Origin of the sequence: Agrobacterium salinitolerans (genome assembly GCF_027498475.1) — a bacterium.
In the GTDB taxonomy this organism is placed as follows: Bacteria; Pseudomonadota; Alphaproteobacteria; order Rhizobiales; family Rhizobiaceae; genus Agrobacterium; species Agrobacterium salinitolerans.
The window spans coordinates 310,359-325,000 of the sequence record NZ_JAPZLN010000004.1 but is presented as its reverse complement, the minus strand read 5'-3'; the positions used below and the strand labels follow the sequence as shown (position 1 = coordinate 325,000).

The following is a 14,642-nucleotide window of genomic DNA, read 5'->3' as shown; positions in this document are numbered from 1 at the left end:
ATCAATGCGCTCATAATGAGGTGTATTCTCTTATCCAAACGTGACCGTCAAAGTCTATTCCAAAGGGCCTAAATCTCTCCAGACCCCGCAAGCTTCGCCGCCCACGTTTCTCTTTCTTCTCATATTCAATTGTCAAAAAACAGACCACACTAAGCAGTCAATCAATCAATCCCCCAAGGCTCAAAACCCCGGAAACAAACAAGCATTCAGCTCATCTTCTTGATTTTCTTAGAACGAAAGACTTCGTCGCCAGCAGCGCCGCCGCCCTCGTTCAGTGAGCGGACTTATAAGAGAACCTCACCAAACAAGTCAACACACCAAATTCGAAAAAATAAAGAAATGTGATATCTGCATGATTCTAAAAGGAAATTTGAAAATTATCGTATAATTTAACGACTTTTAACGGTTTTCCGTCTTTGACCGTCAAGCTTGATGGGCCTTCCCCTATATAGGGTCTCCATATCGCAATAACAGGAACGAAGGCCTTGCGGATATCAGTCGGAAGACGGGCTGAAGCGGGCGACCAGCGCATGCGCATTTCCGGGATAGGTGAAGCGCACATGGGTAACTGCGCCCGAATTGCTCCAGGTGCGGCGCTCCACGACAAGACACGCCTGCCTGTCCGAAATACCGAGCAGGCGCGCGATCTCCTTCGACGGTGTTTCGGCGCTGATCCGGTGTTCGGCAGTGCTCCAGGGAACATGGCCGAGCAGCCAGGGGCCTGGCGCAATTTCGGTAAAGTCGGTTTCAGCCGCTTCCGGCACGGCCGTCAAATTGATGAGGCGCTGTTCGACACAGAATTCGCGCGCGCCGGCAAAATGGATGCAGAGAACGTCGAGCAACGGCGTGCCGACGGCAACGTCGAGCCGCTCACGATCCGTGCTTTCTGCACTGCGCCTTTTGCGCGCCAGAATTTTGAAGCCATAATCGAGGCCAAGGGATTCGACCTCGGCTCCGATATCGTGAATTTGAAGAACGGCGGACTGAATCTGCGGCTGGCGCACGAAACTGCCGGATTTCTTCCGGCGTTCGATCAAACCGGCCTTGGCGAGCTGACCCATGACCTTGTTCACGGTCATGCGTGAACAATGATATTGATCGGCGAGGTCGACCTCGAAAGGCAGCCGGTGTCCCGGCGGCCATTCTCCTGAAACGATCCGCCCCTCGATCTCGCTGAGGATACGCTGGTGCAGGGTTTGCCCGGCTGATGCTTTCGTCACGTCCGCAATGCCTTTCCCCGCTGGCTTTTTCCTGTTACCGCCGCGCCCATATCAGCTATCGAGAAGTTCAGCCATGACCTTGTTGAAACGGTCGGATATTTCGCGGCGATGGATATGCCGGCCGGCCTGCACGCGCTTTTTGCCGCGCATCCAAACGGAATCGACGGAAACGCCGCCCGCGAATATCCACTGATCGAGAATCTGCGATATCGGAAGATAGGACACGGCGGAAATATCGAGAGCGACGAAATCGGCGCTTTTTCCTTTTTCCAGACCGTTTCGCGACGCCAGAGCCCTGCCGCCGCCCTCGAGCGCCTGCCGGAAGAGTTTTTCTCCCGTGGAGCGGCCGGCATCGGCGATGACATTGCGTGCCCGATGCGAGAGACGTTGCGAATATTCGAGCGTTCGCAATTCTTCCGGCACGGAAATCAGAATGTTGGAATCGGATCCGACGCCATAATGGCCGCCCTCAGCAAGAAACGCCGGAGCCGGGAAGATGCCGTCGCCGAGATTGGCTTCGGTGATCGGGCAAAGGCCGGCAACGGCGCCGCTTTTTGCCATGCCGCGCGTTTCGGTTTCCGCCATATGTGTCGCATGGATGAGGCACCAGCGGCCATCGACCGGCGCGTTTTCAAGCAGCCATTCCACAGGTCTCGCGCCGGAAAAGGCAAGCGAATCTTCCACTTCTTTCGTCTGTTCCGCCACATGAATATGGATCGGCCCGCCTTTTGCCAGCGGCTCGATGGCTGACAGCTCTTCCGCGGTGACCGCACGCAGACTGTGCGGCGCTATCCCGAGGGTGGCGCCCGGCAGCCCGTCCACCACGGCCTGCGCGCCCTGCATCAGCTTTTCGTAACTGTCGAGCGAATGGATGAAGCGCTTCTGCCCGTCGATCGGCGCCTGGCCGCCGAAACCGGAATGAGCATAAAAGACCGGCAGTAATGTGAGGCCGATACCCGTCTGCGAGGCGGCTGCGCCGATACGCTCGGCCATTTCGGCGATATTGCCATAATGCGAGCCATCCCTGTCATTATGCAGATAGTGAAATTCTCCAACCCGCCCGAAACCGGCCTCGAGCATTTCCATATAAAGCTGGGCGGCAACCGCCTCGACATGGTCAGGCGTCATGGAGAGTGCGAATTTATACATGACGGTGCGCCAGCTCCAGAAACTGTCATCGCCGGGACCACGGATTTCGGCAAGCCCGGCCATGGCGCGCTGGAAGGCGTGGCTGTGAAGATTGGGCATGGCCGGGACAATGACGGCATGTCGCTCATCCTGCGGCTGCGGGGAAACACCGGTTTCGACGGATGAAATACTGCCCTCGTCGCAGACGATGCGGACATCCTTCGCCCATCCGCCCGCCAGAAGCGCTGCGCCCGCGTGAATTGCCATCATGCCACCCTCTCCTTTGGTTTTATCCGGCAAGGCTATTTCAAACACGAAATTGCAGCTTGCCAAGCCAATTATTATGTATATACATTTAACTCACAAAGGAAAGGCGAAAAGCAAATGCCCGGCAACGAATCTGCAAACGGAACGGCGACGGGGAACGTCACGGCTTTGTGGCGCAACGCCCGGCTGGCAACCTTCAATCCCGCCATGGAAGGCATCGGCGCCATCGAAAATGCCGCCATTGTCGTGCGTAACGGCCGCATCGCCTTTGCCGGCCCGGAAAGCGATCTGCCTGCCGATCTCTCGAGGGCCGATGAGACGACCGATTGCGCCGGCCGCTGGATCACCCCGGCCTTGATCGACTGCCACACCCATCTTGTCTTCGGCGGCAACCGCGCCATGGAATTCGAGATGCGGCTGAATGGGGCGACCTATGAAGAGATCGCCAAAGCGGGCGGCGGCATTGTCTCTTCGGTGCGCGACACGCGCGCGCTTTCGGAAGATGTTTTGGTGGCGCAGGCTTTGCCGCGTCTCGACACGCTTCTTTCCGAAGGCGTTTCCACGGTCGAAATCAAATCCGGTTACGGTCTTGATATTGAAACCGAGCTGAAGATGCTGCGCGTCGCCCGCAGGCTCGAGACATTGCGGCCGGTGCGTATCATCACCAGCTATCTCGCCGCGCATGCCACACCTGCAGACTATAAGGGGCGCAACGCCGATTATATTGGCGATGTCGTCCTGCCGGGGCTGGAAAAAGCCCATGCGGAAGGCTTGGCGGATGCGGTTGACGGTTTTTGCGAAGGCATCGCCTTTTCCGTCGAGGAGATCGACCGGGTTTTCAAGACTGCGAAACAGTGCGGCCTTCCGGTCAAGCTGCATGCCGAGCAGCTTTCCAATCTTGGCGGCTCCGCGCTCGCGGCATCCCATAACGCCCTTTCGGCCGATCACCTCGAATATCTTGATGAGGCCGGTGCGAAGGCGCTGGCGAAAGCAGGAACCGTGGCCGTGCTTCTTCCCGGCGCTTTCTACGCGCTCAGGGAAAAACAATTGCCGCCAGTGCAGGCCCTGCGCGACGCCGGGGCCGACATGGCGCTGGCAACGGACTGCAACCCCGGCACTTCGCCGCTCACCTCCCTGCTGCTGACCATGAATATGGGCGCAACGCTTTTCCGCATGACCGTTGAAGAGTGCCTGACGGCGACGACACGCAACGCGGCAAAGGCGCTCGGCCTGCTTGCCGAAACCGGCACGCTGGAGGCTGGAAAATCCGCTGATTTTGCCATCTGGGACATCGAGCGCCCCGCCGAGCTCGTCTACCGCATCGGCTTCAACCCGCTCCATGCCCGTATTTTCAAGGGACAGAAGGTTTCCTCATGACCATGAAGACCATCACGCTTCACCCCGGCAATGTGACCTTAGCCGATCTCGCCGAAATATACTGGGAGAACGGCAGCGCCAAACTCGACCGCAGCTTCGATAAAGGCATTGAAAAGGCGGCAGCCCGCATCACTGAGATCGCTGCCGGCAATGCGCCGGTCTATGGTATCAATACCGGTTTCGGCAAACTCGCTTCCATAAAGATCGATGCGGCGGATGTGGCGACGCTGCAGCGCAATCTCATCCTGTCGCATTGCTGCGGGGTGGGCGCACCGCTTCCTGAAAATATCGTGCGGCTGATCATGGCGCTGAAGCTGGTGTCGCTCGGCCGCGGCGCGTCCGGCGTGCGGCTGGAACTGGTGCGGCTGATCGAAGCCATGCTGGAGAAGGGCGTCATCCCCGTCATTCCCGAAAAGGGTTCGGTTGGGGCTTCCGGCGATCTTGCGCCGCTCGCCCATATGGCGGCTGTGATGATGGGCGAAGGCGAGGCCTTTTATGAGGGCACACTTCTTCCCGCCGGCACGGCGCTAGCAAAGGCCGGACTGACCCCGGTGGTGCTTGCCGCCAAGGAAGGGCTGGCGCTGATCAACGGCACACAGACCTCAACGGCGCTGGCGCTTGCCGGCCTTTTCCGCGCCCATCGTGCGGCGCAGGCTGCGCTGATTACCGGTGCGCTTTCCACGGATGCCGCCATGGGGTCTTCCGCGCCTTTCCATCCCGATATTCACAGCCTGCGCGGCCATAAGGGCCAGATCGACGCAGGAGCGGCGCTTCGTAATCTGCTGGAGGGTTCGGAAATCCGCGTCAGCCATATCGAGGGCGATGAGCGGGTGCAGGATCCCTATTGCATTCGCTGCCAGCCGCAGGTGGATGGCGCCTGCCTCGATCTTCTGCGGCAGGTGGCCCGCACGCTGGAAATCGAAGCCAACGCCGTGACCGACAATCCGCTGGTGCTATCAGACAATTCCGTCGTCTCCGGCGGCAATTTCCACGCCGAACCGGTGGCCTTTGCCGCCGACCAGACGGCGCTCGCCATCTGCGAGATCGGTGCAATCGCCCAGCGCCGCGTGGCGCTGCTGGTCGATCCGGCGCTTTCTTATGGCTTGCCGGCCTTTCTTTCCAAAAAGCCGGGCCTGAATTCCGGCCTGATGATCGCCGAAGTCACCTCCGCCGCGCTGATGAGCGAGAACAAGCAGATGGCGCATCCGGCCTCGGTGGACTCCACACCGACTTCAGCCAATCAGGAAGACCATGTATCCATGGCGTGCCATGGTGCGCGTCGTCTGTTGCCGATGACCGACAATCTTTTTGCCATTCTCGGTATCGAAGCGCTTTCATCCGTGCAGGGTGTGGAGCTGCGCGGGCCGCTGAAGACGAGCCCCGAACTGCAAAAAGCGATTGCGGCATTGCGCGCGACGGTCCCTTCGCTGGAGGAAGACCGTTATATGGCGCCGGACCTGAAGGCTGCGGCGGAATTGATTGCCTCCGGCGCGCTGGTCGCGGCAATTTCGGACGGCATTCTGCCGAAGCTGGAGGTTTGAGATGCGTGCCCTCGACGTCAAGGAAGGTTCATCGCCGATCATTCTCGGCCTGCCCCACACCGGCACGGATGTGCCGGCGGATATCTGGCAACGTCTGAACGACAACGGCAAGATTCTCGCCGATACGGACTGGCATATCCATGAGCTCTATGCCGGCCTTCTCGAGAATGCGACAACCGTAAGGGCGACCTTCCACCGCTATGTGATCGACGCCAATCGCGACCCGGCCGGGGTGAGCCTTTATCCGGGCCAGAACACAACCGCGCTTGTGCCGCAGACCGATTTCGACGGCGAGTCGATCTGGAATGAAGGACAGGAACCCACCGAGGACGATATTGCCTACCGTCTGGAAAATTTCCACGCGCCCTATCACGCGGCCCTCGCCACGGAAATCGAGCGGGTGAAATCCATCCACGGCATCGCCATTCTCTATGATTGCCATTCGATCCGTTCGCATATCCCCTTCCTGTTCGAGGGCAAGCTGCCGGACTTCAACATCGGCACGGATATGGGCAAGACCTGCGATCCGGCCATCGAAAAGATCGCCGTCGAGGTGACCGCCGCGGCGCAGGGTTACGACAGCATTCTGAACGGCCGTTTCAAGGGCGGCTGGACGACGCGCCATTACGGAAAACCGCAAAGCGACGTGCATGCCATTCAGATGGAACTGGCGCAGTCCACCCATCTTCAAACCGAGCACCCGCCTTTTGCCTACGACACGGGTAAAGCCGAACGGCTTCGCGCCCATCTCAAGACCATTCTCACGCGCATGGAAAAATTTGCGCTCGATACGAAACGATAAGGGGAAAACACATGAACAATCCACGCCACAATATCCGCGATGTCCGCTCGCCGCAGGGCACTGACCTCAATGCCAAAAGCTGGATGACAGAAGCGCCGCTACGCATGCTGATGAACAATCTCGATCCCGACGTGGCCGAGCGCCCGCATGAGCTGGTGGTTTATGGCGGCATCGGCCGCGCCGCCCGCACCTGGGACGATTTCGACCGCATCGTCGCAACGTTGAAGGATCTGAACGAGGATGAAACCCTCGTCGTGCAGTCCGGCAAGCCAGTCGGCGTGTTCCGCACCCACAAGGATGCGCCGCGCGTCCTCATCGCCAATTCCAACCTGGTGCCGCATTGGGCGAACTGGGATCATTTCAACGAGTTGGATAAGAAGGGCCTTGCGATGTACGGCCAGATGACGGCCGGTTCGTGGATCTACATCGGCACGCAGGGCATCGTGCAGGGCACCTATGAAACCTTTGTCGAGGCTGGCCGCCAGCATTACGACGGCAACCTGAAGGGCAAGTGGATTCTCACCGGCGGTCTCGGCGGCATGGGTGGCGCGCAGCCGCTCGCCGCCGTCATGGCCGGCGCCTGCTGCCTCGCGGTCGAATGCGACGAGACCCGCGTCGATTTCCGCCTGCGTACCCGTTACGTCGATGCGAAGGCGCATACGCTCGATGAGGCGCTGGCGCTGATCGACCAATGGACAAAGGCGGGTGAGGCAAAATCCGTCGGCCTGATCGGCAATGCCGCGGAAATCTTCCCGGAACTTGTCCGCCGCGGCGTCCGCCCCGATATCGTCACCGACCAGACCTCGGCGCACGATCCCATCCATGGCTATCTTCCCGCCGGCTGGACCGTTGCCGAATGGCGCGCCAAACAGGAAAGCGACCCGAAGTCCGTTGCCGCTGCCGCCCGCGCCTCCATGAAGGTGCATGTGCAGGCCATGGTCGATTTCTGGAACGCCGGCGTTCCGACGCTCGATTACGGCAACAATATCCGCCAGGTCGCCAAGGATGAGGGGCTGGAAAACGCCTTCGCTTTCCCCGGTTTTGTTCCGGCCTATATTCGCCCGCTTTTTTGCCGTGGAATCGGCCCGTTCCGCTGGGCGGCGCTTTCCGGCGATCCGGAAGATATCTACAAGACCGACGCCAAGGTGAAGGAGCTGCTGCCTGATAACAAGCACCTGCACAACTGGCTGGACATGGCGCGTGAGCGCATCGCATTCCAGGGCCTGCCGGCGCGCATCTGCTGGGTCGGCCTTGGTGACCGTCACCGTCTCGGCCTCGCCTTCAACGAAATGGTCAAGAACGGTGAGTTGAAGGCCCCAATCGTCATCGGTCGCGACCACCTGGATTCCGGCTCCGTCGCCTCGCCCAACCGCGAGACCGAAGCCATGAAGGATGGCTCGGATGCCGTCTCTGACTGGCCGCTCCTCAACGCGCTCCTCAATACCGCATCCGGCGCGACATGGGTTTCGCTGCATCACGGCGGCGGCGTCGGCATGGGCTTCTCGCAGCATTCCGGCATGGTCATCTGCGCCGATGGCACCGACGATGCCGCGCGCCGGCTGGAGCGCGTGCTCTGGAACGATCCGGCAACCGGCGTCATGCGTCATGCCGATGCCGGTTACGACATCGCCGTGGAATGCGCCAAGGAGCAGGGACTGCGCCTGCCCGGCATTCTCGGCAATTGATTGTTGTGCCGCGCGGTCCATCGCCGCGCGGCCCCCCCTTCCGCCAACCAAGCCGGGCGGGTAATATCCAACCCGCTCATCCGTCTGAAACTTTCGAGTCGATTTTCTCGTTGTTACTGTCGCTCAGGCATAACGGTTCATTTTTCGCGCCGACGATAACGCGGCGAGCTTTGATGGAGTGCGGACGACAGCATGGCACCACGGCGTATCTCATTCGGCCTTTCCCTTTTGATTGGTGCAATTTTTCCCGCTTTTTCTTTCGCCGCCGCTCCAGCCTCCGAAGCCCAAAAGGCCGCTCCGGTGAGAATCGATGTCGGCGGATACAAACTCAACAGCCTGTTGATTGAACCGCAGAAACAGGCAGACCTGCCGCCGATCGTTTTCCTGCACGGCGCAAGCGCAAGTCTTTATGATCCGCTGTTTTCCTTTGCGGATAAACTCACTGGCCGCGCAAGACTGCTGTTCATAGACAGACCGGGCCATGGCGGCTCCGACATTGGCGGCAAGGAGAATATCCTGCCGGATGGGCAGGCGGATGCCGTGGCTCAGTTGATGAGAAAGCGCGGCATCCACAAGGCCATCATCGTCGGCCACTCCTTTGGCGGCGCCATCACCGCGGCATTCGCGCTTCGTCACCCCGAGATGGTGTCGGGCCTGGTGTTTCTTTCTCCCGCGGTTTATCCTTGGCCTGGCGGCATTGCCTGGTATTACACAGCGGCAAGCGCCCCGGTAACCGGCCCGCTTTTTTCGACCTTCGTCGCGCCGCCCGCGGGTCTCCTCGCACTCGATCAGGCGACGCGTGGTGTTTTTGCGCCCAATAATCGTCCCCGTGAATATGTGGAAGCGACACGCGCATGGGCCGCATTGAGACCGCAGGCTTTTCGCCATAACGCGCAGGAAGTTGCCGCGCTGAATGCATGGGCGCGGAGCGCCTCGCCAAGTTACTCCGAAATCAAGGCGCCGACTATCATCATAACCGGCGACACGGACAATGTTGTTTCACCGGAAATTCATTCTCGCCAGCTTGCACGCACTATCGACGGATCGACATTGATCGTTGTGAAAAATCTCGGGCACAAGTCTGACTATGTCGCGCGTGATCTTGTCGTCGAGGCGATAGAGAAACTCGCCGGGAAAAAAGCTGATCTCCACGCGGCGCAAAAACAGCTTGAACGGCGTATAGCCAGCGACGGCAAATAGCGCCACCCTATCCAGCCGAATACACAGGGAATGCAAAAGATGAGATACCTACCAAAGGGCACCTACACATCCATGCCCTGGAAAAACGGCGGCGGCGTAACGACCGAGATCATCGTTCATCCCGCAAACGCCTCGATGGCGGATTTCGACTGGCGCATCAGCATGGCGGATGTTGCGCAAGATGGGCCCTTTTCCATATTTGACGGGATTGACCGCACCCTCTGCATCCTTGAGGGGAACGGCATGAGCCTCAGTATTGACGCATGCGAACCCGTTTCGTTGACGATGGAAAGCGATCCCTTGCCCTTCGCTGCCGATGTTTCCGTATACGCCGTTCTGGGGAATGGTCCCATTGTCGATCTCAATGTCATGTCCCGTCGCAAACACTATGCGCACCGCGTCGAGAGACATCGCGGCGCGCTCACCGTTCACTCAACGGTGTCAACGGCGACGGTAATTTTTGCCGCTGATCCCGTCAGCGTCTCATCAGGCGGCAGAAACGTGAATTTGCAGCGACGCGACAGCCTCCTTCTGGAGCCCGGCACCGGATTCGCCATAGAGGGCGTTGAAAAGGATGCTCGTTTCTTCGTTGTGTCGTTTGATCAGGTGTGAAGCTGCCTCACCTCAATCCAGCCCCAGCGGATCGGCCACCCGCGGCCAAAGCTCAAGGCTCGCCTTCCGATAGGGCGTTCTTGCCGGATCGGTCGGATAGGATGTCGGGGCAGCAATATAAACGATCTCGGATGCGACCGGCGCAAACCCCGCATGGAAATGGTTGGTGGACTTGACCAGCAGTACGTCTTTTTTTGCAAAATCGATGCCGAGATTGGAAAAGATATCCGGCTCATAAGTTTGTGTGCGGCTGGTAATGAGGATGATATCGATCTGCGTACCGAGCGGCCGGACGACAGCGGCACGGCCGAGCGTGACGCGGCTGTTGCGGAAACTCTGCCAGCCAGCCTCGGCCGTGCGCATCACCTTGATGCGGAAATCGAGCGGCTCGCCGCCTTCAGGGCTGGATTTGCCGCCGATGCGCAGATCGATCTCGGCCCCCTCGCCCGCCGCGTGACAGAAAGACACCGCAATCGGGTCCCAGATCGTCGCGACAGCGATATTGTCCATGCCGCGCTCCACCATGCGCCGCAGAATATGGGTGGCGTCGCCGGCGACACCGCCGCCCGGATTGTCCCAGATATCCGATACGACGACCGGCCTGTCCGGATTATTGCTGCGAATGGCAAGAACCTGGTCGAGACCGGATTCCGTATCCAGCATCGGCATGGCGGTCGACTTGCGCATGGCATAAAGCTCATGGCCGAGCTTTTGGGCCAGCACATCGCCCTTTGCCCTGTCATTATTCGTCACGACAACGATGCGCGTTCCCATATCCGGCACGTCACCCGCCATGAAACCGTGAATAACGGAAATCGACAGGATGCCATCCTTGCCTTCCAACGCCTTCAGCCGGTCGACGTAAGAGCGCATCGGTTCACGGCTGGTGGGATAAATGGTGATCATACGGCAATCGAAAGTGGAGATGACCGGCTTTATCTCCCCCCGAAGCGTGCGCAGCGCCATTTCCACCACATGCTCGCCGCGCTCTTCGAAATCCGTATGCGGAAACTCCAGAAACGTCGCCATAATATCAAGATTTTTGACCCGAAGCGCCGTCAGATGGCTGTGCGGATCGAATTCCGCCGCGATAAGTACATCCGGTCCGACTAATGCGCGGACCCGGGACAGGAAGTCCCCTTCCGGATCGTCATAACCCTGCGCCACCATGGCGCCGTGCAGACCGAGCACCACCGCATCGACCGGCAAGGCGGCGGTGAGTTCGGCGAGAATTGTATCCCGCAGCGTTTCATAGGTCTGGCGCTGGATAAGGCCGGCCGGTTCGGCCCAACAGGAGGTTCCCTCTATTACCGTGAACCCTTCCACCCTGCCGCGACGGCGCAAGATCGGCACTGGCGACGAGCAAAGCGTCGGCGTTTCTGGATGCTCGCCCGGCCCGGCATAAAAAGCCGCGCGAAAAGCATCCATATCCGTCGGGACAGGTGAAAACGTGTTGGTTTCGGTGGCGAGTGACGCCGTGAAGATGCGCATGTCTCTAGGTTCTCGTTACCGCAATCTGCCCATTGGCAGCTTTACCTCAGAATTTAATTAGCCGGGTAATTTACCAGACCGTGCCGCGCGCCGCGACCTGCTCAACCCGCGTCACGACGCCGTTTCGATGGAAGACCATCCTGTCGAAAAGATTGCTGACGACGCAGGTGTGGTTCGGGACAACCTTGACCATGTCGCCGACTTCAGGCCGGCCCGAGGCGCAGCCGGATAGATCGACAACCGCATGCTCTTCCGAAAGCGAGGTAATTTTCGCACCTTCGTAGCTTTCAAGCAGCCCGTAATCGCTAAAACCCAGGAGATCCGAAGTCAGGGCCTTGGAACCGCAATCCAGCACGGCCCGATCGGCTGTCGGTCGCGATACGACGGTGGCGAGAATATGCATGGCGAGATCGCCCGCCGTGCAATGTCCGGCGCGCAGCATGGCGCGATCATTATAGACATAGGTGCCGGCCCGGTGTTCGGTGGCGGAAGGAACCAGATGGGCGGCGTAAAAATCGGGAGAACCGCCGCTGGACCGCACCGGACAATCCATGCCCTTCGCCGCCAGCAATGCCATCGTCTCGCGAAGGAAGTTTTCCACCGTCGCGGCTCCGCCCGGTGCGGGATAGGTCAAAATGCCCCTGAATGTGAGGCCCGGTGCCGCGACGATTTGTTCCGCAAGCGCCAATGCCGCTTCCGGCGTCTGCACACCGCAGCGCTTGCCGCCCGTATCGCATTCGACCAGAACGGCGAGCGGTCTTTCCGGATCAAATGTAGCCGCAAGACCGGCAATCGTCACGGCGCTGTCGGCCACGACACTCAGCCTACCGATGCGCGCATTCAACACCTTCAGCCGCGAAAGCTTTGCTGCACCGAGAATATTATAGGTGATCAGAATGTCATCAAAGCCGGCATCCGCAAAAACCTCCGCCTCACTGACTTTCTGGCAATTAATGCCGATGGCGCCGGTCTGAAGCTGCTGTTTGGCGACAGCGGGTATCTTGTGCGTCTTGATATGCGGCCGAAAGGCCTTGCCGTGATCATCCAGATAAGATTGCGCCCTGAGGATATTGGCGGCGAGCCTGTCCTCGTCGATGACAGGCATCGGCGTCGAAATCGCATTGAGGGGTGTGCCCGCATCAGGCCAGGGATAGGTCATCATCTACTCTCAAACATCGGCAAATTGGGCTTCATGCCAGCGGCTTATAGGCGATAACGTCCATTTCCACCTTGGCATCGACCATCAGCGGCGATTGCACAGTAGAGCGTGCCGGCGGATGATCGATGAAATATTTCTGGAAGACAGCGTTGAAGCTCGAGAAATCCCGGGCATCGTCCAGCCAGACATTGACCTTGACCACATCGGCCAGCGAACAATCGGCAAGCGCCAGAACATCCTTGATATTCGCAACCACCTGCTCGGTCTGTGCCACGATCCCGCCATTCACCACTTCGCCATCGACGGTTGGCACCTGCCCGGAAACATAAACGAAATCGCCGGCCCGGACGGCCTTGGCAAATGGCCGCCGCTGTCCGCCAGCTTGATTATCCGCCGTCTCATATCGTATCAGTTTCGTCTTTTGCATGAGTCCTCGCAAATAATTTTCATAATTCCAGAAATTTTTACGACACGTAGCCGATTTTATGATGCATTTCCATAATTAATGTAAATAATTTAGCAATCGCGCACATTGCGTGCGAAATCCACTACCGTGCTTATCGCCGATACGTTATAGGGCAATATATCGCTGATGGTCGATATATGGCGTGATTCATGGGGAATTGCATGCTTATCATGTGCCCCCGTGCGCATTCGCACTGCGTTCCACTCGTAAAATTCGGCATCCATGGAATTTCCAGCACATTATTCAGAAAGCAAGTTTGCCGCGGCTAACCTCTTAGGAGAGGTACTAGACACGTCTCGCTTCGGCTGGCCCCTCAACGAGCTCACCCCTTGCGGAAAGCCGATCGTTCTGTGTCACTCTGTCCGTGATTTCTTGCGCGATCCTCTGCGCCTGAACACGAATATCCGGAACGGCAGTAATCTCCCAGAAGCGGCCCGCCGTCAGCGCACCGGTGGCGAAAAGACCGGGCCAGCTTCGTCCGTCCGGCCGCAGCAAACGAGACGGTCCATCAACTTCCACTCCAAGTCCCAAGGGATCGAGCAAAATGACACCGTCGCCCCGCATCGCTTCAAGAAGCCGCGAACGGCCAATGCCGGCCCGCTCCATTCCGGTACAATTGATGACCCAATCGACCTGCAGTTCCTTCAATATCTGCGTATGCCTGCGGCGGTAACGCACGGCGACCCCCTCCTCCGTTTCTTCAATGGAGCGAAGGTAACCCGCATGAAGTTCAACAACGCCATCGGAAAGCAACGTCCCGAAAGCGGCAGACACTTCAGGTGCAATACGGTGCCGGTGGATATTCCACCACGGCAAGGCATGCCGAAGGAACCGGCTGCGCTCCGCCGGTGTAAGACGTTGCCAAAGTGATTGAGTTTGCGGCCGCAAGCCATCCATGACGGTACGCCACGGCGCCCCATCGCGCACCTGATTTCGTAGAGAGTGCAGCAACCCGCTGATCTCCATCGAGCCTTCAGGTAAATTCGGCTCTGCTGACGGTGACGGCGGGCTGACATGCGGATGCGACACCAGGCCGCGACGGGACAGAACATGGATCGACCCTTGATGTCTTTTTCCCCTCAGAGTCAAAACCTGATCGATCATCGTCAGGCCCGACCCCAGAATGCAGATACGATCCCCGGCTTTGATTTGGACAACCATCCCGGCTGCCAGCAGTGGCCGATGATACGTTGTGGCCCCTCTTCTTCCCTTGCGACAGTTTGCACCGGCAAACTCGCAGCGCCGACACCGAGACACAGAACGACATTCAGCGCGCGCAGCTGCTCACCATTGTCAAGTGTAAACGAGAATCCGCCCGTGCCATCCGGCCGACAGGCCGAAGCCTTGGCCCGAACGAAGTCCACCCGGGCTCGTTGCTCCCTATTTCTAAGCAAGCCAGCCAGCCTGTCACGAAGATAAAGACCATAGTCACCGCGTGAGGCGAACAGCAGGGGATTGTCAGCGATCCCGTTTTCCGCCAACCAATCGACAAAGTCATCAGCCCTGTCAGGGAAGGCACTCATTCGCCCGGCCGGTACATTCAGACGATGAAAGGGCAGTTCGGCGCGATAGGCGGTGCCGCGCCCGAAATCCGACCCGACGAGAGCGGCATCATAGGACATTCACTCCTCCAACCGGCGACAGCTTGAACAGTCAGACGACGGGTGTCGAACCCAACGATACTCTGGTCAACG

The 14,642-nt window shown here is 59.0% G+C and carries 13 protein-coding genes; 6 read left to right on the top strand and 7 right to left on the bottom strand.

Translation table 11 applies throughout. From position 1 onward, the window contains the following. Positions 1 to 494: 494 nt before the first annotated feature. Positions 495 to 1,220: a histidine utilization repressor gene (gene hutC / locus O9X91_RS16695; RefSeq protein WP_142913570.1), complete on the bottom strand. Its 726-nt coding sequence runs from the start codon at positions 1,218 to 1,220 to the stop codon at positions 495 to 497. Positions 1,221 to 1,271: 51 nt separating this feature from the next. Further along, entirely contained in the window at positions 1,272 to 2,618 is a 1,347-nt protein-coding gene (locus O9X91_RS16690) for a formimidoylglutamate deiminase (RefSeq protein ID WP_142913569.1), read from the bottom strand. Positions 2,619 to 2,732: 114 nt separating this feature from the next. On the opposite strand from O9X91_RS16690, the gene hutI reads away from it, so the two are divergent. The 6 genes from hutI (at position 2,733) to O9X91_RS16660 (ending at position 9,832) form a co-directional block, all read left to right on the top strand. Continuing rightward, the gene (hutI, locus tag O9X91_RS16685) at positions 2,733 to 3,992 is read left to right on the top strand and encodes an imidazolonepropionase (RefSeq protein WP_142913568.1); all 1,260 of its coding nucleotides are present in this window, start codon (positions 2,733 to 2,735) and stop codon (positions 3,990 to 3,992) included. Further along, a complete protein-coding gene (gene hutH / locus O9X91_RS16680) occupies positions 3,989 to 5,533 on the top strand; it encodes a histidine ammonia-lyase (protein WP_142913567.1) in 1,545 nt (514 codons plus the stop codon). The genes hutI and hutH overlap by 4 nt, the downstream gene beginning before the upstream one ends. Position 5,534: 1 nt before the next feature. Beyond that, the gene (gene hutG, locus O9X91_RS16675) at positions 5,535 to 6,335 is read left to right on the top strand and encodes an N-formylglutamate deformylase (RefSeq protein ID WP_077983216.1); all 801 of its coding nucleotides are present in this window, start codon (positions 5,535 to 5,537) and stop codon (positions 6,333 to 6,335) included. 11 nt (positions 6,336 to 6,346) lie between these two features. Continuing rightward, a complete protein-coding gene (gene hutU / locus O9X91_RS16670; protein ID WP_269833623.1) occupies positions 6,347 to 8,020 on the top strand; it encodes a urocanate hydratase in 1,674 nt (557 codons plus the stop codon). 192 nt (positions 8,021 to 8,212) lie between these two features. Further along, positions 8,213 to 9,220, top strand: a complete 1,008-nt coding sequence (locus O9X91_RS16665; protein ID WP_269833622.1) for an alpha/beta fold hydrolase — start codon at positions 8,213 to 8,215, stop codon at positions 9,218 to 9,220. A gap of 39 nt (positions 9,221 to 9,259) precedes the next feature. Beyond that, positions 9,260 to 9,832: a HutD/Ves family protein gene (locus O9X91_RS16660; RefSeq protein WP_142913565.1), complete on the top strand. Its 573-nt coding sequence runs from the start codon at positions 9,260 to 9,262 to the stop codon at positions 9,830 to 9,832. Positions 9,833 to 9,844: 12 nt separating this feature from the next. Here the strand turns inward: O9X91_RS16660 and O9X91_RS16655 are convergent, their stop codons facing one another. The 5 genes from O9X91_RS16655 to O9X91_RS16635 all read right to left on the bottom strand — a co-directional run bounded on the left by O9X91_RS16655 (position 9,845) and on the right by O9X91_RS16635 (position 14,570). Next, a complete protein-coding gene (locus O9X91_RS16655; RefSeq protein ID WP_269833621.1) occupies positions 9,845 to 11,323 on the bottom strand; it encodes a M81 family metallopeptidase in 1,479 nt (492 codons plus the stop codon). Positions 11,324 to 11,393: 70 nt separating this feature from the next. After that, positions 11,394 to 12,482 carry a D-TA family PLP-dependent enzyme gene (locus O9X91_RS16650; RefSeq protein ID WP_142913563.1) on the bottom strand — a complete coding sequence of 363 codons (1,089 nt, stop codon included), beginning with the start codon at positions 12,480 to 12,482 and terminating at the stop codon, positions 11,394 to 11,396. A 31-nt stretch (positions 12,483 to 12,513) separates the two neighbouring features. Then, positions 12,514 to 12,909, bottom strand: coding sequence for a RidA family protein (locus O9X91_RS16645; RefSeq protein WP_137411273.1), 396 nt, complete (start codon positions 12,907 to 12,909; stop codon positions 12,514 to 12,516). A gap of 324 nt (positions 12,910 to 13,233) precedes the next feature. Further along, complete coding sequence (locus O9X91_RS16640; protein ID WP_244614271.1) at positions 13,234 to 14,052, bottom strand: FAD/NAD(P)-binding protein; 819 nt, start codon at positions 14,050 to 14,052, stop codon at positions 13,234 to 13,236. 2 nt (positions 14,053 to 14,054) lie between these two features. Beyond that, positions 14,055 to 14,570: an FAD/NAD(P)-binding protein gene (locus tag O9X91_RS16635; RefSeq protein ID WP_244614270.1), complete on the bottom strand. Its 516-nt coding sequence runs from the start codon at positions 14,568 to 14,570 to the stop codon at positions 14,055 to 14,057. Positions 14,571 to 14,642 lie beyond the last annotated feature (72 nt).

Coding starts and splice junctions, on each gene's coding strand:
- O9X91_RS16660 (WP_142913565.1), top strand. CDS start 9,260: ATGAGATACCTACCAAAGGGCACCTACACATCCATGCCCTGGAAAAAC.
- O9X91_RS16645 (WP_137411273.1), bottom strand. CDS start 12,909: ATGCAAAAGACGAAACTGATACGATATGAGACGGCGGATAATCAAGCT.
- hutH (WP_142913567.1), top strand. CDS start 3,989: ATGACCATGAAGACCATCACGCTTCACCCCGGCAATGTGACCTTAGCC.
- hutI (WP_142913568.1), top strand. CDS start 2,733: ATGCCCGGCAACGAATCTGCAAACGGAACGGCGACGGGGAACGTCACG.
- O9X91_RS16640 (WP_244614271.1), bottom strand. CDS start 14,052: ATGATCGATCAGGTTTTGACTCTGAGGGGAAAAAGACATCAAGGGTCG.
- O9X91_RS16655 (WP_269833621.1), bottom strand. CDS start 11,323: ATGCGCATCTTCACGGCGTCACTCGCCACCGAAACCAACACGTTTTCA.
- O9X91_RS16635 (WP_244614270.1), bottom strand. CDS start 14,570: ATGTCCTATGATGCCGCTCTCGTCGGGTCGGATTTCGGGCGCGGCACC.
- hutG (WP_077983216.1), top strand. CDS start 5,535: ATGCGTGCCCTCGACGTCAAGGAAGGTTCATCGCCGATCATTCTCGGC.
- O9X91_RS16690 (WP_142913569.1), bottom strand. CDS start 2,618: ATGATGGCAATTCACGCGGGCGCAGCGCTTCTGGCGGGCGGATGGGCG.
- hutU (WP_269833623.1), top strand. CDS start 6,347: ATGAACAATCCACGCCACAATATCCGCGATGTCCGCTCGCCGCAGGGC.
- O9X91_RS16650 (WP_142913563.1), bottom strand. CDS start 12,482: ATGACCTATCCCTGGCCTGATGCGGGCACACCCCTCAATGCGATTTCG.
- O9X91_RS16665 (WP_269833622.1), top strand. CDS start 8,213: ATGGCACCACGGCGTATCTCATTCGGCCTTTCCCTTTTGATTGGTGCA.